The 22,311-nt window shown below is 65.6% G+C and carries 17 protein-coding genes; 5 read left to right on the top strand and 12 right to left on the bottom strand.

From position 1 onward, the window contains the following. From fdhF to AC5ZGW_RS37215, 3 genes are read left to right on the top strand one after another with little or no spacing between them, the layout of a single operon-like run. Nucleotides 1-2,877 carry a formate dehydrogenase subunit alpha gene (fdhF, locus tag AC5ZGW_RS37225; RefSeq protein ID WP_130227476.1) on the top strand — a complete coding sequence of 959 codons (2,877 nt, stop codon included), beginning with the start codon at nucleotides 1-3 and terminating at the stop codon, nucleotides 2,875-2,877. Between the two features lie 2 nt (nucleotides 2,878-2,879). Continuing rightward, on the top strand, nucleotides 2,880-3,710 hold the full coding sequence (gene fdhD / locus AC5ZGW_RS37220) for a formate dehydrogenase accessory sulfurtransferase FdhD (protein WP_130227475.1): 831 nt from the start codon (nucleotides 2,880-2,882) through the stop codon (nucleotides 3,708-3,710). Next, nucleotides 3,700-3,912, top strand: a complete 213-nt coding sequence (locus tag AC5ZGW_RS37215) for a formate dehydrogenase subunit delta (protein WP_028167971.1) — start codon at nucleotides 3,700-3,702, stop codon at nucleotides 3,910-3,912. Before fdhD ends, AC5ZGW_RS37215 begins: the two co-directional genes overlap by 11 nt. 200 nt (nucleotides 3,913-4,112) lie before the next feature. On the opposite strand, the gene AC5ZGW_RS37210 is transcribed toward AC5ZGW_RS37215, so the two are convergent. The 12 genes from AC5ZGW_RS37210 to AC5ZGW_RS37155 form a co-directional block, all read right to left on the bottom strand. After that, nucleotides 4,113-7,073: a bifunctional [glutamine synthetase] adenylyltransferase/[glutamine synthetase]-adenylyl-L-tyrosine phosphorylase gene (locus tag AC5ZGW_RS37210; RefSeq protein WP_130227474.1), complete on the bottom strand. Its 2,961-nt coding sequence runs from the start codon at nucleotides 7,071-7,073 to the stop codon at nucleotides 4,113-4,115. Then, entirely contained in the window at nucleotides 7,070-8,530 is a 1,461-nt protein-coding gene (locus AC5ZGW_RS37205) for an ATP-binding protein (protein WP_130227473.1), read from the bottom strand. The genes AC5ZGW_RS37210 and AC5ZGW_RS37205 overlap by 4 nt, the downstream gene beginning before the upstream one ends. Before the next feature lie 84 nt (nucleotides 8,531-8,614). Continuing rightward, nucleotides 8,615-9,295, bottom strand: coding sequence for a response regulator transcription factor (locus AC5ZGW_RS37200; protein ID WP_130227483.1), 681 nt, complete (start codon nucleotides 9,293-9,295; stop codon nucleotides 8,615-8,617). Between the two features lie 324 nt (nucleotides 9,296-9,619). Further along, the gene (locus AC5ZGW_RS37195; protein ID WP_130227472.1) at nucleotides 9,620-11,203 is read right to left on the bottom strand and encodes a Do family serine endopeptidase; all 1,584 of its coding nucleotides are present in this window, start codon (nucleotides 11,201-11,203) and stop codon (nucleotides 9,620-9,622) included. Nucleotides 11,204-11,281: 78 nt separating this feature from the next. Beyond that, on the bottom strand, nucleotides 11,282-12,775 hold the full coding sequence (locus tag AC5ZGW_RS37190) for a methyl-accepting chemotaxis protein (protein WP_245474838.1): 1,494 nt from the start codon (nucleotides 12,773-12,775) through the stop codon (nucleotides 11,282-11,284). 290 nt (nucleotides 12,776-13,065) lie between these two features. Beyond that, on the bottom strand, nucleotides 13,066-13,563 hold the full coding sequence (locus AC5ZGW_RS37185; protein ID WP_130227471.1) for a cytochrome c-type biogenesis protein: 498 nt from the start codon (nucleotides 13,561-13,563) through the stop codon (nucleotides 13,066-13,068). After that, complete coding sequence (locus tag AC5ZGW_RS37180) at nucleotides 13,563-15,545, bottom strand: heme lyase CcmF/NrfE family subunit (RefSeq protein WP_130227470.1); 1,983 nt, start codon at nucleotides 15,543-15,545, stop codon at nucleotides 13,563-13,565. Before AC5ZGW_RS37180 ends, AC5ZGW_RS37185 begins: the two co-directional genes overlap by 1 nt. Then, nucleotides 15,542-16,030 carry a cytochrome c maturation protein CcmE gene (gene ccmE, locus AC5ZGW_RS37175; protein ID WP_130227469.1) on the bottom strand — a complete coding sequence of 163 codons (489 nt, stop codon included), beginning with the start codon at nucleotides 16,028-16,030 and terminating at the stop codon, nucleotides 15,542-15,544. The genes AC5ZGW_RS37180 and ccmE overlap by 4 nt, the downstream gene beginning before the upstream one ends. A gap of 29 nt (nucleotides 16,031-16,059) precedes the next feature. Continuing rightward, the gene (ccmI, locus tag AC5ZGW_RS37170) at nucleotides 16,060-17,166 is read right to left on the bottom strand and encodes a c-type cytochrome biogenesis protein CcmI (RefSeq protein ID WP_130227468.1); all 1,107 of its coding nucleotides are present in this window, start codon (nucleotides 17,164-17,166) and stop codon (nucleotides 16,060-16,062) included. 199 nt (nucleotides 17,167-17,365) lie between these two features. Next, nucleotides 17,366-18,769, bottom strand: a complete 1,404-nt coding sequence (locus tag AC5ZGW_RS37165) for a hypothetical protein (RefSeq protein ID WP_496114050.1) — start codon at nucleotides 18,767-18,769, stop codon at nucleotides 17,366-17,368. 127 nt (nucleotides 18,770-18,896) lie between these two features. Continuing rightward, nucleotides 18,897-20,270: an ATP-binding protein gene (locus AC5ZGW_RS37160; protein ID WP_130227467.1), complete on the bottom strand. Its 1,374-nt coding sequence runs from the start codon at nucleotides 20,268-20,270 to the stop codon at nucleotides 18,897-18,899. A gap of 116 nt (nucleotides 20,271-20,386) precedes the next feature. Beyond that, nucleotides 20,387-21,058 carry a response regulator transcription factor gene (locus AC5ZGW_RS37155; RefSeq protein WP_130227466.1) on the bottom strand — a complete coding sequence of 224 codons (672 nt, stop codon included), beginning with the start codon at nucleotides 21,056-21,058 and terminating at the stop codon, nucleotides 20,387-20,389. 235 nt (nucleotides 21,059-21,293) lie between these two features. Here AC5ZGW_RS37155 and AC5ZGW_RS37150 point away from each other — a divergent pair, with 235 nt between their 5' ends. Beyond that, a complete protein-coding gene (locus tag AC5ZGW_RS37150; RefSeq protein ID WP_245474837.1) occupies nucleotides 21,294-21,695 on the top strand; it encodes a VanZ family protein in 402 nt (133 codons plus the stop codon). 162 nt (nucleotides 21,696-21,857) lie between these two features. Further along, nucleotides 21,858-22,067: a hypothetical protein gene (locus tag AC5ZGW_RS37145; protein ID WP_028167983.1), complete on the top strand. Its 210-nt coding sequence runs from the start codon at nucleotides 21,858-21,860 to the stop codon at nucleotides 22,065-22,067. Nucleotides 22,068-22,311: the final 244 nt, after the last annotated feature.

Here is a 22,311-nt window from a genome sequence, read left to right as displayed (position 1 = left end):
ATGTCATTGATGGAGGAAATCGACTTCGGCACGCCGCGCTCCAAATCGGAGACCATGGTCACGCTGACCATCGACGGCAAGCCCATTACGGTGCCCGAGGGCACCTCCATCATGCGCGCGGCGATGGAAGCAGGTCACCAGATCCCGAAGCTGTGCGCGACCGACATGGTCGACGCCTTCGGCTCCTGCCGCTTGTGCCTGGTCGAGATCGAGGGACGCACGGGCACGCCAGCGTCCTGCACCACGCCCGTGGCGCCAGGGCTGGTCGTGCATACCCAGAGCGAGCGGCTGAAAAAGCTGCGCAAGGGCGTGATGGAGCTCTACATCTCCGACCATCCGCTGGACTGCCTGACCTGCGCCGCCAATGGCGATTGCGAATTGCAGGACATGGCAGGCGCAGTCGGCTTGCGCGACGTGCGCTACGGCTATGAGGGCGACAACCATGTGTTCGCCATGTCCGCTGGCGCGGTCAATCCGGCCTGGATGCCGAAGGACGAGTCCAATCCCTACTTCACCTACGATCCCTCAAAATGCATCGTCTGCTCGCGCTGCGTCCGCGCCTGCGAGGAGGTGCAAGGCACCTTCGCACTGACGATTGCCGGCCGCGGCTTCGACAGCCGCGTCTCGCCGGGCATGAGCGAAAGCTTCCTCGGCTCCGAATGCGTCTCCTGCGGCGCCTGCGTGCAGGCCTGCCCGACCGCGACGCTGACGGAAAAATCGGTGATCGAGATCGGCCAGCCCGAGCATTCCGTGGTGACGACCTGTGCCTATTGCGGCGTCGGCTGCGCCTTCAAGGCCGAGATGCGCGGCGAGGAAGTGGTGCGCATGGTCCCGTACAAGGACGGCAAGGCCAATCGCGGCCACTCCTGCGTCAAGGGCCGCTTCGCCTGGGGCTACACCAACCACAAGGAACGCATCCTGAAGCCGATGATCCGCGAGCGGATCGAGGATCCCTGGCGCGAAGTGTCGTGGGACGAAGCGTTCTCGTTTGCCGCCGCGAAGTTCAAGGCGATCCAGCAGAAATACGGCCGCGACGCGGTCGGCGGCATCACGTCGTCCCGCTGCACCAATGAAGAGACCTATCTGGTGCAGAAGCTGATCCGCGGCGGCTTCGGCAACAACAATGTCGATACCTGCGCCCGGGTCTGCCACTCGCCGACCGGCTATGGCCTGTCGCAAACCTTCGGCACCTCGGCCGGCACGCAGGACTTCGACTCGGTCGAGGAGACCGATGTCGTGATCGTAATCGGCGCCAACCCGGCCTCTGCCCACCCCGTGTTCGCCTCGCGCTTAAAGAAGCGGCTGCGGCAAGGGGCAAAACTGATCGTGATCGATCCGCGTCGCACCGAGATGGTGGAGTCCCCTCACCTTGAGGCGCTGCATCTGCCGCTGATGCCGGGCACCAATGTCGCTGTCATGACGGCGCTCGCGCACGTCATCGTGACCGAGGGCCTCGTCAACGAAGCCTTCGTGCGCGAGCGCTGCGACTGGAGCGAGTTCGAGGAATGGGCGGCGTTCGTCGCGCAGCCGAACAACAGCCCGGAAGCCACCGCGATCCTGACCGGAGTCGACCCGAAGGATGTCCGCGAAGCCGCGCGCATCTACGCCACCGGCGGCAACGGTGCGATCTATTACGGGCTGGGGGTCACCGAGCACAGCCAGGGCTCGACCACGGTGATCGCGATCGCCAACCTCGCGATGGTGACAGGCAATATCGGCCGCCCCGGCGTCGGCGTGAACCCGTTGCGCGGCCAGAACAACGTGCAGGGCTCCTGCGACATGGGCTCGTTCCCACACGAACTGCCGGGCTATCGCCACATCTCGACGGATGCGGTGCGTGACCAGTTCGAGGCGATGTGGAACGTCAAGCTCAACCCTGAGCCGGGCCTGCGCATCCCCAACATGTTCGACGCCGCGATCGAAGGCACCTTCATGGGCCTCTACGTGCAGGGCGAGGACATCCTGCAATCCGATCCCAACACCAGCCATGTGGTGGCGGCGCTGTCGGCGATGGAATGCGTGATCGTGCACGATCTCTTCCTGAACGAGACCGCGAATTACGCGCATGTGTTCCTGCCGGGCTCGAGTTTCCTGGAAAAGGATGGAACCTTCACCAATGCCGAGCGTCGTATCCAGCGCGTGCGCAAGGTGATGACGCCAAAGAACGGCCTAGCCGATTGGGAAGTGACGATCGCACTCGCCAAGGCGATGGGCTTCGAGATGAACTACAACCACCCCTCCGAGATCATGGACGAGATCGCGGCGCTGACCCCGACCTTCGCCGGCGTCTCCTGCGCCAAGCTCGACGAGCTCGGCTCGGTGCAGTGGCCCTGCAACGAGAAGGCGCCCGAGGGCACGCCGGTGATGCATATCGGCGCCTTCGTCCGCGGCAAGGGCAAGTTCATCGTCACCGAATATCTCGCCACCGACGAGCGTACCGGCCCGCGTTTCCCGCTGTTGCTCACGACGGGGCGCATCCTCAGCCAGTACAATGTCGGCGCGCAGACCCGCCGTACAGAGAATGTGGTCTGGCACAGCGAGGACCGGCTCGAGATCCATCCGCATGATGCCGAGCAGCGCGGCGTGCGCGATGGCGATTGGGTGCGCCTCAAAAGCCGCGCCGGCGAGACCACGCTGCGCGCGCTCATCACCGATCGTGTCGCGCCGGGCGTGGTTTACACCACGTTCCACCATCCGGACACGCAAGCCAATGTAATCACGACCGACTATTCGGACTGGGCCACGAATTGCCCGGAATACAAGGTCACAGCGGTGCAGGTCTCGCCGTCGAATGGTCCGTCCGACTGGCAGAAGGCCTATGAGGCGCAGGCGAAGCATTCACGCCGGATCGCGCCGGTCGTGGAAGCCGCGGAGTGAGGATGCACGATCCCGTCACCAGCGCGAAGCGGCAGGTCTGGCGCGACGGCAGCCTCAGCGAAGGCACGCGCCAGATCCCCGAGGAGACGGCGCTGGCGCTGACCTATAATGGCGGCACCTACGCCGTGATGATGGGCACGCCGCAGGACCTGCGCGATTTTGCCGTGGGCTTCAGCCTCAGCGAAGGCGTTGTTCAATCCGCCGAGGAGATCGAGACGCTCGACGTCATCGAGCTCGACGACGGCATCGAGCTGCGGATGTGGCTGGCGCCCGAAAAGGCCGCGCTGATCAATGAGCGGCGGCGGCATATCGCGGGCCCGACCGGCTGCGGCCTCTGCGGCATCGACTCGATCGCCGAAGCGGTTCGTCCGGCGGCAATCGTGCCGAAGGGCCGCAGTTTCTCGCCGCGCGAGATCATGGCCGCGATGGCCGCGATCGCCCCGCTGCAGGCGATCAACCTCAGGACACGCGCAGTGCATGCCGCGGCGTTCTGGACGCCAGCGCGCGGCATTGTCGCGCTGCGCGAGGATGTCGGCCGTCACAATGCGCTCGACAAGCTTGCCGGTGCGCTGGCGCAGGCCAAAGTGGCTACCAGCGACGGCATGGTGCTGTTGACGAGCCGCGTCTCGGTCGAGATGGTGCAGAAGACGGCAACCATCGGTGCGCCGCTGATGGTCGCGGTGTCCGCGCCGACAGCGCTTGCCGTGCGCATGGCCGACGCCGCCGGCATTACGCTCGCGGCGATCGCACGCGCCGACGGGTTCGAAGTGTTCACACATGCGGAGCGGATCGTTCCCCACGCCGATAGCAGGAAAGCCATCCATGTCGCCTGACCGACTGATTTACATGGCCAACCAGATCGGCAAGTTCTTCCAGAACCAGGGGCACGAGCGCGCAGTGCCGGGCATCGCCGAGCATATCAAGAAATTCTGGGACCCGCGGATGCGGAAGGCGATCTTCGCCCATCTCGACGCCGGCGGCGCTGGGCTTGATCCGTACGTCCACGAGGCGCTCAAGAAGTTGAAGAAGGCATAGGCCACAACACTGAATGGTGGGCACGCGTCGCTTTGCCCACCTACGGCGCTGTCGTCCCGGCGAACGCCGGGACCCATAACCACAGGATCGGGTTGTGGCGCGCGCAAGCGGTTGCGGCGGAGCACATTACAAACGCCTGTGGTTATGGGTCCCGGGTCAAGCCCCGGACGACACCGAATTTGTAGCGATCGGCGCCGCGCCTAACGTCCGCCGACGATCGCGTTGAACACGCGCCTCACCTCACCTTGCGTCTCGCGCACGCCGGCTTCGAGGGCGGAGAAATCCGGCGTGTCGCCTGCGCGCGCCATCACGCGTAGCAGATCGTCACCGGCGGTTTCGGGATTGAATTTGCCAATCACGCAAAGGCGCAGGATCTGCGTGAGGTCGTGATAGAGCCGCGCGGCCGAGCGCAGCACTTCGGCTTCCGACTGGCCGAGCACGCCGAGTTTTGCGGCGTTGTCGAGCACCTGCAATGTGGAGACGCTGAGGATGTCGGGCTTCTGGGCGGCGTGCACGAGTTGCAGATATTGCGCGATGAAATCGATGTCGATGAGGCCGCCAGCGGCGAGCTTCAGGTCCCAGATGTCGTCCTCGCCCTTCTCGAGCGCGATCGCGCGCCGCATCTCGACGACGTCGTTGGCGGTTTTGCCCGCATCGCGCTTGCGCGTCAGCACGCGGCGGATGATGTCTTCGATCTTCTCGCGGAACGCCGGCGATGACGAGATCACGCGCGCCCGCGTCAGCGCCATGTGCTCCCAGGTCCAGGCCTCGCGCTCCTGATATTCGGCGAAGGAATCGAGCCGTGATGCCAGCGGACCGGCGCGGCCCGATGGGCGCAGCCGCATGTCGACCTCGTAGAGCACGCCGTAATTGGTTCGTGTCGTGAAGGCGGAGATCAGGCGCTGGGTGAAGCGGGCAAAATACTGCGCACCGTGCAGCGCGCGGTCGCCGTCGGAGTCCGGGCGCTCGTGGTCGTAGTCGTAGAGCAGGATCAGGTCGAGGTCGGAGGACGCCGTCATCTCGCGGCTGCCGAGCCGGCCCATGGCGAGGATCGCGGTCTCCTGGTCGTTGATGCGGCCGTATTGCGTGGCGAACTGGTCGGTGACGAGACCATGCACGGTGTGAACGATGCCTTCCGCGACGTCGGCGAAGGCGACGCTCGCCTGCTGCGCCGACACCGTGCCGGAGAGGATCCGCGTGCCGATCAGGAACAGGCTTTCCTGGCCGAACAGCCGCAGGCGATCGAGGAAGTCCTCGTAGGAGCCGGCGTCCTTGAGCGTGATCGCGAGCCGCTCCGACAATTCGCGCTGGTCCGGCATCGCGCCGAAGAAGCGCGGATCGATCAGCCCGTCCATGATCTGCGGCTGCCGCGCCAGCATGTCGCCGAGCCGCGGCGCGGCGCCGAGGATCAGCGCCACCAGCGCGACCAGGTCGCGGTTCTGGCTCAGCAGCGTGATCAGCCGCCCGCCCCGCTGCAGCGCCCCGAGGAAACGGTCGAACGCCACAACCGCAGCGTCCGGCTCCTCGGCATGCGCGAGGCCGTCGATCAGGCCCGGAATGAACTCGAGGAAAGCGTTGCGCGTCGCCTCCACGCGCAGCGCGCGATAGTCGCCTTCGATCCATTGCTGCACGGTCTTTGCGACCGCGACCGGCTTCTCGAAGCCGAGACTCACGAGGTGCTCGAGCAGCCGCTGGTCTTCGGGGCCGGCGCCGTAGTTCAGCTTCGGCAGGTTTGCCGTGCCGGTCGGCTCGTCGCCCTCGAAAAGCTTGGCGTAATGGCCCTGCACGATGTTGAGATGCGCGAGCAATTCCATCGCAAAGGTGGCCCTGCTCGTATAGCCGAGGAAATGAGCAAAGCGCTCGATCGCCGCCGGATCTTCCGGCAGCGTGTGCGTCTGCTCGTCGGCGATCATCTGCAGGCGATGCTCGACGCGGCGCAGGAACTGATAGGCCGCGGTGAGCTCGTCACGCGCCTCAAAGGTGATCCAGTTGCTGGAGGCCAGCATCGCGAGCGCCTCGAGCGTCGGCCGCACCCGCAATTCCGGATGCCGCCCGCCCGCGATCAACTGCTGGGTCTGGGCGAAGAACTCGATCTCGCGGATGCCGCCGCGGCCGACCTTGACGTTGTGGCCCTCGACCGAGATCTCGCTCTGGCCGCGGTAGGTCTGCATCTGCCGCTTCATGTCGTGGACATCGGCAAGCGCGGCGAAGTCCAGATGCTTGCGCCAGACGAAGGGGGCGATTTCCGCAAGCAGCACCTCGCCCGCCCTGCTGTCGCCGGCGCAGGGGCGCGCCTTGATCATCGCGGCGCGTTCCCAGGTGCGCCCTTCCCGCGCGTAATAGTTCAGGGCCGAATCGGTCGATATCGCGACCTGCGTCGACGCCGGATCGGGCCGCAGCCGCAGGTCGACGCGGAACACATAGCCGTCGCCGGAGCGCTGCTGCAGCATGCGCGCCATCGATTGGGTGACGCGGACGAAGAACGGCTGTGGTTCGATATCCTCGGCCAGCGAGGTCGCAGCCGGATCGTAGAAGACGATGAGATCGATATCGCTGGAATAGTTCAGCTCGCCCGCGCCCATCTTGCCCATCGCGAGCACGATCAGCCCGCTGCCCTCTTCGGGATGGTCGGGGTCGGGCGCATGGAGGCGGCCGCGCGCCATCTCCTGGCGCAGCAGGTAGCGCAGCGCCGACTGCACGGACGCGACCGCAAGGTCGGTCAGCGCGGCGGTGACCCGTGTGACCGGCCACACGCCGCCAATGTCGCAAAGCGCGATCAGGAGCGCCGCCTCCGCCTTCATGCGGCGGAGCAGTTGCATCACTTCGGCCTCGCCTGAGGCGGCGAACACATCGTGCGAGGTCTTGTCGATCAGGTCGGCCAGATGCGGCTCCGGGTCGCAGGAGAGCAGCCGGATCAGCCGCGCCGGATCGGCGCGCACGAGCTCGAACAGGAACGGCGAGCATTCCGCAATGCCGAGCAGGATGCGCTTGGCGAAGGGATAGCCGAGCAGTTCATCGAGCGCGGCCGATTGCGCCGGCTCGAGTTCGGCGAGCCAGTCTGTCAGGCGCTGTTCGGCTTGGATGGGCGCGGACACATACGGTCCGTCCGCGAACCGCGCGGCCAGACGATGTCCCGCGGAGCCCGGCGCGGAAGCGTTCATGCCGCCTTCTGTGGCACATCCTGCGTTTGGGCCGCAAGCCTGTCAGCCGCGCCGGCACGCGCCGGCAGCACCAGCGTCGCAACCAGCCCGGGATGGGCGTCGCCGAGCCTGAGCTCGCCGCCATGCAGTGTCGCGACCGCCGCGGCGAGGCTGAGCCCAAGCCCGGAACCCGGCAGCGTGCGGCTCGCCTCGAGCCGGACGAATCGTTCCACCGCGTGCTTGCGATCGGCTTCGGGAATGCCCGGACCATGATCGGTGACGCTGAGCAGCACGGAGTCGGCCTCGCGCCGCGCCTCGATCAGGATCTCCTTGGCTGCGGCGGCCGCCTCCGGGTCGATCGGCTGCACGACCGGCTTGCCATATTTGATCGCGTTCTCGACGAGGTTGGCGAGCGCCTGGCTGATCAATTCACGGTTGCCGTGCATCGCGCTGGGCGCGGTCTTCACATGCAGGCTCATGCCGTCGTCCTCGGCGAGCGGCTCGTAGAGCTCATGGATGCCGGCGGCGACATCGGCCGCGTCGAAATCATCCATGTTGCCGCGCGCCTGACCGGACTCAGCCCGCGCGATCATCAAGAGTGCATTGAAGGTACGGATCAGGCCATCGGATTCCTCGATGGTGCGCTCCAGCGCCGCCCGGTAATCGGCCTCGCTCCTGGCGCGCGCCAACGCCTCCTCGGCGCGGTTGCGAAGGCGCGTCAGCGGGGTCTTGAGGTCGTGGGCTATGTTGTCGGAGACCTCCTTCAGCCCCGTCATCAGCGCCTCGATGCGCTCCAGCATGGCGTTGAGGTTCTCGGCGAGACGATCGAGCTCGTCGCCGCTGCGGCCGACCGGCAGGCGGTCGGAGAGATCGCCGGCCATGATGCGCTGGGCGGTGCCGGTCATGGCATCGATCCGCTGCAGCACCCGCCGCGCGACGAAGATGCCGCCGCCGATGCCGAGCACGACCACGACCAGGATCGACCATTGCGCGGCTTTGGCAACGATGCCGAACAGCCGCCGCCGCTCCTCGAGGTCGCGCCCGATCAAGAGCCGGAAGCCATTGGTCATCTCGGTGACCCGCACCAGCGCGCGGTGATCGGTGTTGTCGTTGTCGTCGAGCCGCCGATAGGCCGTCTCGGTCCAACCCTGCATTCCCATCACCCCCGGCGCCAGCGAGCCGACATTGCCGGCGATCGCCTGCCCGTTCGGTGCGGTTACGAGGTAGAGGTTGGCGCCCGGCCGCAGCGCCCGGTTGCCGATCGTGAACACAAGGCCGCGCAGGCCGCGCCGGTTGTAGATCTCGGTGACCTCGCCGACCTCGGCATTGACCGTGGAGGTGATCTGCTCGGTGATCAGGCGGCGCGTATTCCAGGCGAAATAGCCGAGCAGCGACGCTGCGAACAGCGCAAACAAAAACAGATAGACCAGCGTCAGCCGGAACGCCGTGGTGCGGATCAGTTTACCGAATGCCGTCACGGATGATGCTACCCAAGATGTTGCTGTTGCGCGTTGCTATCCGATGCTCCCAAGCACCGATGCAGCTACGTCTTTCGGACTCAGCTACCGTATCCCGTCGCGGATCATGTACCCTGCCCCGCGGATCGTGTGCAGCAAGGGCCGCTCGAAGCCCTTGTCGATCTTGGAGCGCAGGCGCGAGATGTGCACGTCGATGACGTTGGTCTGCGGATCGAAGTGATAGTCCCAGACATTCTCGAGCAGCATGGTGCGCGTCACCACCTGCCCTGCATGCTTCATCAGATATTCGAGCAGGCGGAATTCGCGCGGCTGCAGCGTCAGCTCGTCCTTGCCGCGGGCGACGCGGTGCGACAGGCGGTCGAGCTCGAGATCGCCGACCCGATAGACCGTCTCTTCCGCCGGGCCGACATTGCGGCGCGACAGGACTTCGACGCGCGCCAGCAGTTCGGCGAATGAATAGGGTTTCGGCAGGTAGTCGTCGCCGCCGGCGCGCAAGCCCTTGATGCGGTCGTCGACCTGGCCGAGCGCAGAGAGGATCAATACCGGCGTACGGTTCCCCTTGTCGCGCAGCGTTCCGATCAGGGACAGGCCGTCCCGCTTCGGCAGCATGCGGTCGACGACGAGGACGTCATAGTCGCCGCTTTCGGCCATCGACAGGCCCTCCTCGCCGTCGTCGGCGAGGTCGGCGATATAGCCGACTTCGCGGAACGCCTTGACGAGATAGTCGGCGGATTCGCGATCGTCTTCGATGATCAGGAGGCGCATCTGGGGTGCGGCTAAAGGTGCGGTGGCGGTCACGGGATTGGTTTCCTCTCAGCATGGCGCGGCCGCCCTGCACATGCAAGACGGCCGCGCGCGTTCGCGTTGATTTGCATGATCCTTCCGGAAAACCGGCTTCCGCTTTTCCGGATCATGCTGGAGGGGAAAGAGTGGGCGGTGAAGCTGGGGGACCTCACCGCCCTAGGCCTTCCGACGGAGGGGGGCGCATTCCACCGGAAGGTAGCAAGAGGGGGCGAGCGTTGAGGCTCGCTCCCCAGGAAGGGCCGTCGGCGGGGGCGACGATTGCCGGCGACGCCTTCCATCTCGTATTTAACCCTTCGCCAGCGGGACTGCCACAAAGCGCGACGAACCGCCGCTCTTTACACGCATCAAAACGCTGTTCTTGTTGTCGTTCCGTGCGGAGGTGATCGCATCGCGCACATCACCGGCGCTGGTGACGTTCTTGCCGGCGACTTCAAGAATGACGTCGCCTTCCTTGAAGCCGCGCTCGGCCGCGGCGCTCTTCGGGTCGACCTCGGTCACGACGACGCCGTCCTTGCCGGCGCCGGCCACGCTGTTGGCGGGGGCCACCGTCAGGCCGAGCTTCGGCACATCGGTGCCGCGGGAAGAAGAGCCGCGATCGCCGTTGTCGTTATCGGCCTTGGCCTCAACCGTGTTCGGCAACTGGCCGAGCGTGAGGTTGACGGTCTTCTCCGTGCCCTTGTGCAGGACGTTGAGCTTCACCGCATTGCCGGGCGCCAGGCCGCCGATGGTGCGGGCGAGCTCGCGCGCGTCCTTGACCGTTTCGCCGTTGACGGCGGTGATGACGTCGCCGGACTCGATGCCGGCCTTGGCCGCCGGACCGTTGGCCTGGGGCTCCGCCACCAGCGCGCCTTCGGCCTTCTTCATGCCGAGGCTGTCGGCGATGTCGGAGGTCACCGGCTGGATCTGGACGCCGATCCAGCCGCGGCTGACCGTGCCCTTGTCCTTGAGCTGGGCGACGACGCTCTTCACCGTCGCGGCCGGGATCGAGAAGGCGATGCCGACGCTGCCGCCGGAGGGCGAGTAGATCGCGGTGTTGACGCCCATCACCTCACCGGACACGTCGAACGCCGGGCCACCAGAGTTGCCCTTGTTCACGGGCGCGTCGATCTGGATGAAATCGTCATACGGGCCATTGCCGATGTCGCGGCCGGAGGCCGAGACGATACCGGCGGTAACCGTGCCGCCGAGCCCGAAGGGGTTGCCGACCGCCAGCACCCAGTCGCCGATCCGCGGCTTGGTGTCGGACAGCTTAGCGAACGGGAAGTTGGAACCACCCTCGACCTTGACTAGCGCGAGGTCGGTACGCGGATCGGTGCCGATCACCTTGGCCGAATAGGTCTTGCCGTCATCGGTCGTGACCTCGACCTTGTCGGCGCCGTCAACGACGTGGTTGTTGGTCACCGCAAAGCCGTCAGCCGAAATGAAGAAACCCGAACCCTGGCCGGTCACGATGCCACGGCCACGCGGTCCGCCGCGCATGCCCGGGGGGAGTCCATCCTGTCCACCGAAGCGACGGAAGAAACGCTCCATCGGCGAGCCCGGCGGGAACGGCGAGTCCTCGTTGCTGTCGTCCTTGGCGAGCTTCTCGCCGATATTGACTTTGACCGAAATCACCGACGGCTTCACGCGCTCGACAATATCAGCAAAGCCGACCGGCTGCTGAACCTTGCGGACCTCGTTGTTGACCTGCGCCTGCGCCGGGCTGGCGAACAGATCGCTCGGCGTGTGCTGCGGGCTCAAACCATAGCCGGCGACGCCGAGGCCGGCGACGACCGAAGCCATCAACGCAAATCTGCGGGCCGAGAACAGCGAAGGCCGCGGCGCGCGGTAAGACGGCAGAGACGAAAGATCGGTGGGTCGTTCGGTCATTCTAAAAATCTCCAAGAGCCAGAACTCGAAAGGTGCGGGGGCAAGCACCGGACGTGTCTAAACATGGGGGTGTCAGCCTTACGGCGCGCTGGCTGCGGAATTAAACTTTCGTAATAGAGACGAGACCGGGTGCGGCAGAATATCGCAGCTCCGCCAATGGGTTAGTCGCGAGCTGCAGGAGCTCGCGGTAAGTCCCGCCCGAAGGTTCCAGGTCGCAAAATCGCGAGCCGTCAGACTGCCCTGACGCTGGCAATGAAACCGTCGACCTCGCGCTTGAGGATGTCGGCCTGCTGCGACAGGTCGACCGCGGAATCCTTGGCCTCGCCGGCCATGCGGCCGGTGTCGGACGACGTCGTGGTGATCTGCACGATGTGGTTGGTGACGTCCATGGTTCCCCTCGCCGCGTCCTGGACGCTCCTGGAGATGTCCTGGGTGGCGTTGCGCTGGCGTGCGGTGTCGACGTCGATGCCCGACATGATCGAGCTGATTTCGGCGATCGTGTTCGATATCCCATCGATGGCGCCGCGCGTTTGCCGTGATCGCCTGGATGCTCGTGACCTGCTGCGAGATCTCCTCGGTCGCCTTGCTGGTCTGGCTGGCCAGGTTCTTCACCTCCGAGGCGACCACCGCAAATCCCTTGCCGGCCTCGCCGGCCCGCGCGGCTTCGATGGTGGCGTTGAGCGCCAACAGGTTGGTCTGCGAGGCAACCGTCTGGATCAATTGCACGACGGCCCCGATCTTCTCGGCCGCGTCCGAGAGCGCGTGGATGGTGTCGGCGCTCTGGCGCGCCTGCGCCACCGCCCCCTCGGCGCGCTGGGTGGCGTCGGTGACGCGCTGGCTGATCGCCGCGATCGAGGTCGTCATCTGCTCCGCTGATGTCGCCACCGTCTGGACGCTGGTGCTGGCCTGGCCGGCTGCGCTGGCAACCGCGCTCGCCTTCTGGCTGGTCTCGTTGGCGGCGCGCGACAGCGTTTCGGCGTTGCCCCTGAGGCGGACGGCCGATGCGGCAACGCTGCCGACGACATTGGCGACGAGGCCGTTGAAGTCGCGGATCTTCTCGTCGAGATAGCGAGTCCGCTCGCGCTGGTTGTGGGCGTCGCGCAGTTCCTGGTCGGTCAGCCGCTGGCGTTCGATCCCGTTGGTCTTGAACACTTCGAGCGCGCCGGCGAGCAGCCCGATTTCATTGCTCCTGCCGAGACCCGGAATCGGCGTCTCGTACTTCTGCTCGGCCACCTCGCGCATCGCATGCACCATGCCAGCCAGCGGCCGCATGACGCCGTCCCGAACCGCGAAGTAGGTGGTCAGGCAAACCGTAAGCGCGATCACGGCGATCGCACCGCAGGCAATAAGGAAGTAGGAGAACGCGGTCTGCGCCTCCTGATAGATCTGCATGGCATGCTCGCGGCCCGGGCCGCTCAGCGATTTGAACTCAGCGGCAAGCGCCGTGATCTCGTTGTTGAGGTAGAGCACGGCGATGAAGCCCGTACCGCCGCCGATCCCAAGCAGCACCAGAAGCGCAATGACAACGGATGCGACAAGGAAGCGGATAGTCAGATTGCTGTTGGAAAACATCGGCTTGCTCAAGAGCGTTACGACAAAGCATCATCACGCTCTATCGTTTTGTGAACGTGATCCTCTCGGACAACCGGTACCCACTTTTCCGGATCATGCTCTGGAGGAAGGGCGAGGCAAAGTTCCACACAAAAGGTCAAGATTGGATGAATGTTCGGGCAGATGCCGACGCGCATGGACCTACGTGACAGTACGTAGATCAGAGCGTTTTCGAGCGAAGCATGCCCTCGGACTTGATCCGAGGGTGGTACCGGTTCGCGTGAAGAAAACGCGTCGAAACCAAAAAAGCGCTAGCCACGCCTTTCCGGCGCTTCCTCCGACATCAGCGCAGCCAGCCGGCTCTCCTCCTCAGGAGTGAGCTGGGCGCCGGTTGTGGCGCCCGCCGGGGCAACTGGCCGGCGGCGGCCAAACCGCCAAAGCGCCACGCCGCCTCCGACCAGGACTAGCGGCGGGACCAGCCAGAGCAGCAGCGTATGCGGATTGAAGCGCGGCTTCAGCAGGACGAATTCGCCGTAGCGCGCCACCAGGAAATCGATCACCTGCCGATCGCTGTCGCCGGCCGCGATCCGCTCGCGGACCAGGATGCGCAGGTCGCGCGCCAGCGGCGCCTCGGAATCGTCGATCGACTGGTTCTGGCACACCATGCAACGCAGTTCGCGCGACAGCTCCCGCGCCCGCGCTTCCTTGGCGGGATCGGCCATGATCTCGTCAGGCTGCACGGCGAACGCCGCCGGTGCGCCGAACGACACGGCGAACGCCAGCACACAAGCTGCAAGCGCCCTCCGCATCACTCCGCCGCCTGCAATGCGCGCGCGGCCTTGGCCGGCTTGGGCGCACCGACGCGCAGGCGCCGGTCGGACAGCGACAAGAAGCCGCCAAAAGCCATCAGCACCGGGCCGAACCAGATCAAGAGCACCATGGGCTTGTGATAGATGCGCACTGCGATGCCGCCGTCGGCGGCGATATCGCCGAGCGAGATATAGAGCTGGCTCACCCCGCGCGTCAGCAGCGCGGCCTCGGTGGTGGACGCACCGCGCGTGGTGAAATTGCGCTTCGACGGCGTCATGACGTTGAGCGTCTTGCCGTCGAGGCCGACCGTGAACCTCGCCACCATCTCGCGGAAATTCGGTCCCTGGCGCTGGCCGATATCGTCGAGCTTCAATTCGTAGCCGGCGACTTTCGCGGAGTCGCCCGGCTTCATGGTGCCGATATATTCGCTGTTCCAGGTGGTCTCGCAGACGATCCCGATCAGGGCGATACCGACGCCGGCATGGGCGAACGCCGTGCCCCACGCCGCCCGCGGCAGGCCGCGCGCCCGCTGCACGGAGGTGCCGAACGGAAGCCGGAACAGCCCGATACGCTCGGCGAGGTCGGTGAGCGCCCCAGCGACGACGAATACCGCAAGCCCGATCGCGAGCGGCGCGAAGCTGGCACCGCCGCGCGTCCAGGCCCACAGCACCGCGATCGCAATCAGCGCGACGATCCCGGCCGCGGTCAGGCGCTGAGCGGCGCCAAGCAGGTCGCCGCGCTTCCAGGCCAGCAAGGGGCCGAACGGCACGGCGATCATCAATGGCACGAACAGCGGCCCGAAGGTCAGGTTGAAGAACGGCGCGCCGACCGAGATCTTGTCGCCGGTCAGGACCTCGAGCGCCAGCGGATAGAGCGTGCCGATGAACACGGTCGCGCAGGCCGTGGTCAGGAACAGGTTGTTGAGCACCAGCGCGCCCTCGCGCGAGATCGGCGCGAACAGGCCGCCCTGCTTCAACGATGCGGCCCGGGCCGCATAGAGCGACAGGCTGCCGCCGATGAAGAGGCAGAGGATCAAGAGGATGAACACCCCGCGCGTCGGATCGGTCGCAAAGGCGTGCACCGAAGTCAGGACGCCGGAGCGCACCAGGAAGGTACCGAGCAAGGACAGCGAGAAGGTCAGGATCGACAGCAGGATAGTCCAGACCTTCAGCGCGTTGCGCTTTTCCATCACGACCGCCGAATGCAACAGCGCCGTGCCGGCGAGCCAGGGCATCAGCGAGGCGTTCTCGACGGGATCCCAGAACCACCAGCCGCCCCAACCGAGCTCGTAATAGGCCCAGTACGAGCCCATCGCGATGCCGAGCGTAAGGAAGATCCAGGCCAGCAGCGTCCACGGCCGCACCCAGCGCGCCCAGGCGGCATCGATGCGGCCCTCGATCAGGGCGGCGACCGCGAAGGAGAACGAGATCGAGAAGCCGACATAGCCGAGATAGAGCATCGGCGGATGCACGGCGAGGCCGATATCCTGCAGCACCGGGTTCAGATCCCTGCCCTCGATCGGCGGATTGGCAATGCGCAGGAACGGATTCGAGGTGAGCAGGATGAAGAGATAGAAGGCGCTCGCGATCCAGGCCTGCACCGCGAGCACGTGCGCGCGCAGGGTCAGCGGCAGGTTGTTGCCGAAGGCGGCGACGAGGCCGCCGAACAGCGCCAGGATCGACACCCAGAGCAGCATCGATCCCTCGTGGTTACCCCAGACGCCGGTGATCTTGTAGATCAGCGGCTTCATCGAGTGCGAGTTCTCGAACACGTTGACGACGGAGAAATCCGAGGTCACGTGCAGCATCACCAGCGCAATGAACGAGGCACCCACGAACAGGAGCTGCGCGAGCGCGGTGGAGCGCGCGACGTTCATCAGCGCGACATCGCCCCAGCGCGCGCCGAGCATCGGCACAATCGACTGGATCAGCGCCAGCCCAAGCGCCAGCACCAGCGCGTAATGTCCGGCTTCCGCGATCAACGCATCGCCCCCTGCACCGGCTGCGGCTCGGCCGAGGCGCTGGGCTTGCCGTAATCGTCCTTCCAGTGGCCCTGCTTCTTCAGGGCGTCGGCGACCTCCTTGGGCATGTAGGTCTCGTCATGCTTTGCGAGCACGGTGTCGGCGCGGAACACACCGGATTGATCCAGCGCGCCCTCGGCGACGACGCCCTGCCCTTCGCGGAACAGGTCCGGCAGGATTCCCTTGTAGGCGACCGGCAGCGTGGCGCTGCCGTCGGCGACCTCAAACGTCACCGCGAGGTTGTCGCCGCGTTTGAGCGAGCCTGGCTGCACCAGGCCGCCGAGGCGGAACCGCTTGCCGGCGGAAATATGCTTTTCGGCAACCATCGAGGGCGTGGAGAAGAACACGATGGAATCGCGCAAGGCGCTGAGCACCAGCGCGGCCGCCACCGCGAGCACCGCCAGCGAGCCGCCGATCATCACCAAGCGCCGCTGCTTACGCGTCATGGTTCCCTATGGTCCTGTCTGTGCGCATGTCATCCATCCAGCCCGAGATTCTTCAGGCCTTCATTGAGCTGGCGCAAGCGTTCGGCATCATTGGCAACCGCCTGGCGGGCATCGGTGAGCGCGGCAACCGCCTTGTCGCGCTCTCCCATCACCATATAGGCACGCACCAGCCGCAGCCATCCCTCGACATCGTTGCCGTCCTGCTTGAGGCGCGTGGCGAGCCGGTCGACCATGCCACGGATCATCGCGGAGCGGTCGTCCGTGCTCATGTCCTTGGCCGCGGCCATGGTCTCGTCTGACAGCGCGGGCGCGACGACAGCGCCGCCGACCCGCGTCAGCGAGGCCTGCACCAGCGATCGCCACGGCGCATCCGCCGGCGCCTTGGCGAGCATCGCGCGCCAGATCGAGGCTGCGTCGTCCTTGCGGCCGTCCTGCTCGGCGGCGAGCCCGAGGAAGTAGTTCGCCTTGGGATCGTCGGCGTTTTGCGCCACGGCGCGCTCGAATTCGGCCTTGGCCTCCGCGGTGACGACGCCTCCGGCCACACCGGTCAGCGCCTCGCCAAGATCGGCGCGGCGTTCCGAACTGTCGCCGTTATAGGTGATCGAATTGCGATAGGCGCGCACCGCGTCGTCGTAACGGCCGAGCCTGGAGAGCACCGGCGCCAGCACGTTCCAGCCGCGGCCATCGGTCGGATTCTTCTCGAGATGCGCCTCCACCTGCGCCACCAGATTGGCGAGCGGCTGATTGACGTCTGCCATGCGGCTGCGCGCGGCGAGCGGAAAATCGCCGAGCTGTGGCGAGCCCAGCGCAAGATAGAACGCCGCCGCCATCACCGGCAGTCCGACCAGCGCCGCCACGGCGGCCGACCGCCGCAGCGGCAGGTTGGCTTTTGGCGCCGCCGCAGCCTCGCCGTCCACGGCGGCAAGCAAGCGTCGGCCGATCTCGACCCGCGCCGCCTCGGCTTCCGACGCCCCGATCAGGCCCGAAGCAAGATCGCGCTCGATCTCGGCGAGCTGGTCCTTGTAAACATTGGCCTCGCTGCCGCCTGATGTCGCAGGGGTCGCGCGACCAAGCGGCCAAAGCACGGCGAAGATCGCCGCGACCGTCATCAGCGCGAACACAAACCACAGTGTCATCAACGAGTTCCCGGGCGAACGGCACCGAAAGCTGGTACCGATGTGCCGCTTTACACCACCGGCGGGAAGCGGAGCAATTGACAATTGCTGGATCGGAACCGCCCTCCGTAACCAACCGGAGGGAGAAATTGCGGGAGCAACCGAATTTTCGCGCGACCCCGATATCGGATCGCAGAAGGAAAACCGTAAAAAATGACGATCAGCCAGCGCGGGACGATTTGCGCTCGCCGGTCATGGCGTTCTCCGCGGCGCGGTTCATCAGCGAAGCGTAGTCGTGGCCGAACAGGACCTCGCAGAAGCGGATCGCTGCGCTGGCCTGCTGCTGACGATAGCCCCGCACCCTGTGGTCGCCGGCGCGCAAGGACTGCACCAGCGCCTCCGTCGACTTCTCGACATATTGCTGCAGGTCGGAATAGGTCCGCAGCGTCACCTCGTTGATCGCGAGCTCGCTCGCATAGGTGCGGCACACCGCGACGAAGTCGATGAGCGCGGCGACCTCCTCGACTTCGGTCGTGTCGATCATGGCGGCGGCGGAGATATCCTTGTCCGGGCGCTGGCGCAGAATGCGGCGGACCCGGCCGGGAACGCTGTCGATCTCCGATTGCATTGAATTGGAGATATCGGCCCGGATCGAGGCCAACTGCCTGCCCCAGGTGGATTCGTTGCGCAGGTCGAGCTCCGTACGCAGGCCGCGCACACCATCATGCAGCGTCTTCAATTGATCCCCGACATTGTCGAGATGACCGCGCCGGATATCGCTGCGCAGGCAGGCTGCGAGATAGGAGAGATCGTGCAAGGCGATCGTGACGGCAACGCCATAGGGCGTGGCGGCGACGCGGATCTCGTCGTCGGAAGCCGCCATCTTGATCGCGAGGCGGATGATCTGCCAGGGCGCGACCAGGCGCTGCATCACCAGCGACAGCGCGAAGGGTAGCAATTGCGGCGTCTGCAGCGAGGGGACGTTGAGCGCGGCGGTGACAGAGGCGATCTGGGTGTCGCCGAACATCCGGAGCTGGCTCGGAAGCCGGCTGCCGAGCGTCTCCAGTGCCTCGCGCGCGCGCAGCACCAGCCCGATCGACACCAGGTCTTCGACCACATTGGGCGCGCCGACGCGCGACAGCGCCCGCTGTTTGTCATCACCGGGCACTGGCGTCGCGACCTTGACGATCGCCTCCGCTGCGGCGACCTGATATTTGCGGGCTGCGGCCTCGGCGGCCGAAGTTGCACCGCTGTCGTGCGCCTTCACAAGCGCGGTCTCGAATTCGCGGGTCGCATCAGGCGCGCCCTCGCGGCCGAGCCACTGCCATATCGGCAGCAGCGAGGTGCGGCGGACCTGTCCCGGCCGGATCGGGAAATTGCCTTCGGCGAGGAACGGCTCGAGCGGACGGAACAATAGGCGCGCCGGATCATCGCCCCGGGGGCGCGTCTCCTCCTCCTCGGCCCGGCGCACGATCTTGCGCAACTGCTCGAGCACCAGGGTGGCGACGCTGACGTCCTCGCCGCGCTCCACTGCGCGCTCGAACTCGCGCATCAGCAGCGCCTGCGATTGCGGCGGAAGCTGCGCGAGATAATCCCTCAGCCGCTCGGTTGGTGTCTGGCTCATGGGCCTGGGGTGATTGAATGCTCGTGATGGCGACGCAGGAGGCGTCGGCTCGGCATGATAGGAGGGCGCGCGTTAAGAAGGCGTTTAGGAAATGATGCACGGGCGCCCCTCGCCGCGCCCGCGGCCTTCAAACTCCCGGCAATTCCAGTTCCGCCCGCAAGCCGCCGATCGGCGCATTGCGGAGTGACAGGCTGCCGCCGTAGAGGCCGGCGAGATCGGTGACGATTGAAAGCCCGAGTCCCGAGCCCGGCTTGGATTCGTCGAGCCGCTGGCCGCGCCGCGACACCTGGGCCCGCTCGGCGGCCGACAAGCCGCGCCCGTCGTCATCGACGATAATATGCAGCCGCGGGCCGGCACCCGGCTCCGCTGGCGGCTCGACCAGGACTTCGATGAAGACCTGCGAGGCCGCCCATTTGCAGGCATTGTCGACGAGGTTGCCGGCCATCTCCTCGAGGTCCTGGCGCTCGCCGCGGAATTTCGCCGATGGGTCGGCTTTCAGCTCGATGGTGATGTCGCGGTCGCGGTGGATCTTTTCCATGGTTCGCCGCAGTGCCTCGAGCACCGGTGCCACTTCGGTGACGGTGGCGACGATGGTGACGCGCGCGGCGATGCGGGCGCGCTCCAGGTGATGCGTGACCTGGTCGCGCATCACTTCGGCCTGCTCCAGCACCTTGGCGGCAAAGGGATCGGGGGCATGCGTCGCGGCCTCGTTGACGATCACCGACAAGGGCGTCTTGACCGCGTGGGCGAGATTGCCGACATGGGTGCGCGCGCGCTCGACGATCTCGCGGTTGGCATCGATCAGCGCGTTGGTCTCGCGCGCGAGCGGCGCGATCTCCACCGGAAACTTGCCTTCAAGCCGTTCGGCGCGGCCGGAGCGGATATCGGCGATCGCCTCCGAAATGCGCTTGAGCGGCGCCAGGCCGAAACGGACCTGGAAGATCGTGGTCAGCAACAGCACGATGCCAAGCGAGGTGAAGGTGCCGCCGAGGTAGTAGTCGAAGCTGCGCGTCTCATCGAATATCTCGCTGGCGTCGCCGGCGACGCCGACCAGGAACCTGCCATCGCTGCCAAGATCGACCGGACGCTCGACCATGCGCAGCGTCTGTCCTTCGGGGCCGTCGACATAGCCGGTGCGAATGCCGGCGGCGGTCAGCTCAAAGCCCTGATCCTCCAGTTTCGGCAACTTCTTGTCCCACAGCGACCGCGAGGCGCGCGTCTCGCCCTTTTCCACGTCGGTGCGCAGGATCTGCCAGTACCAGCCGGACAGCGGCAGTTCGAACAGCGGCTCGCCGAGCTGGAACTGGTGATCCGCCGGCTCATCAGGCGTGGCGACCTCGGCGATCAGGGTGCGGAGATAGAGGTTGAGGCGACGGTCGAAGGCACGCTCCGTCGCATCACGATACACCGAGGACAGGATGAAGCCGGTGATCGCCAGGATCACCACCAGCCATGCGGTCGCCGACAGGAACAGGCGGGTGGCGAGCGAGCTTCCACGCATCAGAGCAGGATCCCGAAAAGGCTGGCCCCGCATCTAATGCGAGGTGGGCACCGGTTTTCGGATAAGATCATGCTGCGATCAAAAAGTAAGCCCGGCGACCAGCGGCGCCGGGGCGGTTACGCGCCTTTCGGCGGCGGCGTCAGCAGATAGCCGAGGCCGCGGACGGTCTGGATGATGTCGACGTCGAGTTTCTTGCGGATGCGTCCGACGAACACTTCGATGGTATTCGAGTCGCGGTCGAAGTCCTGGTCGTAGAGATGCTCGACCAGCTCGGTGCGCGATACCACGCGCCCGGTGTGGTGCATCAGATAGGCCAGCAGCCGGTATTCATGCGAGGTCATCTTCACCGGGTTGCCGGAGACGCTGACGCGGCCGGTGCGGGTATCCAGTGTCACCGGGCCGCAGGTCAATTCGGACTGGGCGTGGCCAGTGGAGCGGCGCAGCAGCGCCCGGATCCGCGCCAAGATCTCTTCCATATGAAAGGGCTTTGCGACGTAATCGTCGGCGCCGGCGTCGAAGCCTTGCACCTTGTCGCTCCAGCGGTCGCGCGCGGTCAGGATCAGGACCGGCATGACGCGGCCGTTGCGTCGCCAGGCTTCCAGCACCGAGATGCCGTCCATCTTCGGCAGGCCGATGTCGAGGACGACGGCGTCGTAGGGCTCGCTGTCGCCGAGATAATGCCCCTCCTCGCCATCGAAAGCACGATCGACCACATAACCGGCATCCGTCAGCGCGGTCGTAAGCTGGCGATTGAGATCCGGATCATCCTCAACGACGAGTAGGCGCAATTTGGCCTCCGATGGCGAGTCGCAGCATAGCTAAGATGAGACCCACCGGCGTGAACGGGCTATGAACAAGATGAACGGTGTCATGTTACTTTTTGTTCATTTCCGCGGCTTGATAGCAGATTTGGACCGGCTGAACAGCCGCCGGGTTAACGATATCGACTGATAGCGCTGCCATGCGTGCGGCGACGATCGTGCGTGGGTTGAGCTCGGCCCCGTTTTTGCTTAGCAACAACCTATGAATCAACGACTGTCCCTGGGCGCCGCCTGGCTGGTGCTCGCCTTCATCGCCTTCGCGACGCTTTCCCCGCTTCAAGACCGCCCTGTCGTCGCAGGTCCCCAGTTCGAGCATTTCACAGCGTTCGCGCTGATGGGATTTGCATTCGTGCGGGCCTATCCCAACCGGCTGCTCTTGATCATCGCAGTCGTCATCGGCACCGCGTTCGCGCTGGAGGCCCTGCAACTGCTGACGCCGGATCGGCACGGCCGTCTGCTCGACGCGCTGGTCAAGGCTGGCGGCGGGCTCTCCGGGATTGCCATCGGCCATTTCGCGGAATTGCTACTGCGCGGCCCGCTCAACCGCTTCAAGGCAATACGCCCCGACGGTGCGCAGGAGCCGCCGTCGGCGCTGCAGCCTTAGCGACAAACGCAGAGCGTTTGTGCTGACCGCTTAGGGTTAAAACAGACGTCACATTGAAATGCCACGATCATCCGAATAACCTCAGCCGCACGGCGATGCATTGCTGGCATGAGGCTTGCTTCGTCGACAATTTGTAGCGTCCGGATGGATTGAATTTCGAAAATGAGTTTTCAGCTCGTATGCATTGAATGCGACAGCATCGGCGTGGTGATCGACGATGGTGAACTCGCCCCGCCCTCCGCGATCGTCAAATGCAGCCATTGCTCGGCCGCGCGCGGCACGCTCGGCGAATTGCGCAGCTTGGCGCTGTCAGACCGGCGCGACTTGTTCGATGTCGGCTTGGGCATCGGCACGACGGGCGCGGCGATCTAGCTGAGGCGTTTCTATTTCCGCGATGAAGGACCGCGTGGGTCGCGCTCAGCGCGTCGTGCTATCGCGATGATCCTGTCTCGATTTGATCTCCCGAACAACCGACTGTCTCTTAGAAAGACGACTGCATGTTTCCAAGACCAAAACCGGTACTCCTCCCGAACACCTACGCCTTCGAATCCGAGCCGATGGTGAAGCCGACCGGGTTTCGCGAATATGACGCGCGCTGGCTGTTCGGCAAGGAAAT

The organism is Bradyrhizobium sp. Crot121, from assembly GCF_059512385.1.
Note: the sequence above shows the minus strand (reverse complement) of the source record. Positions and strands in the feature narration are given on the sequence as shown.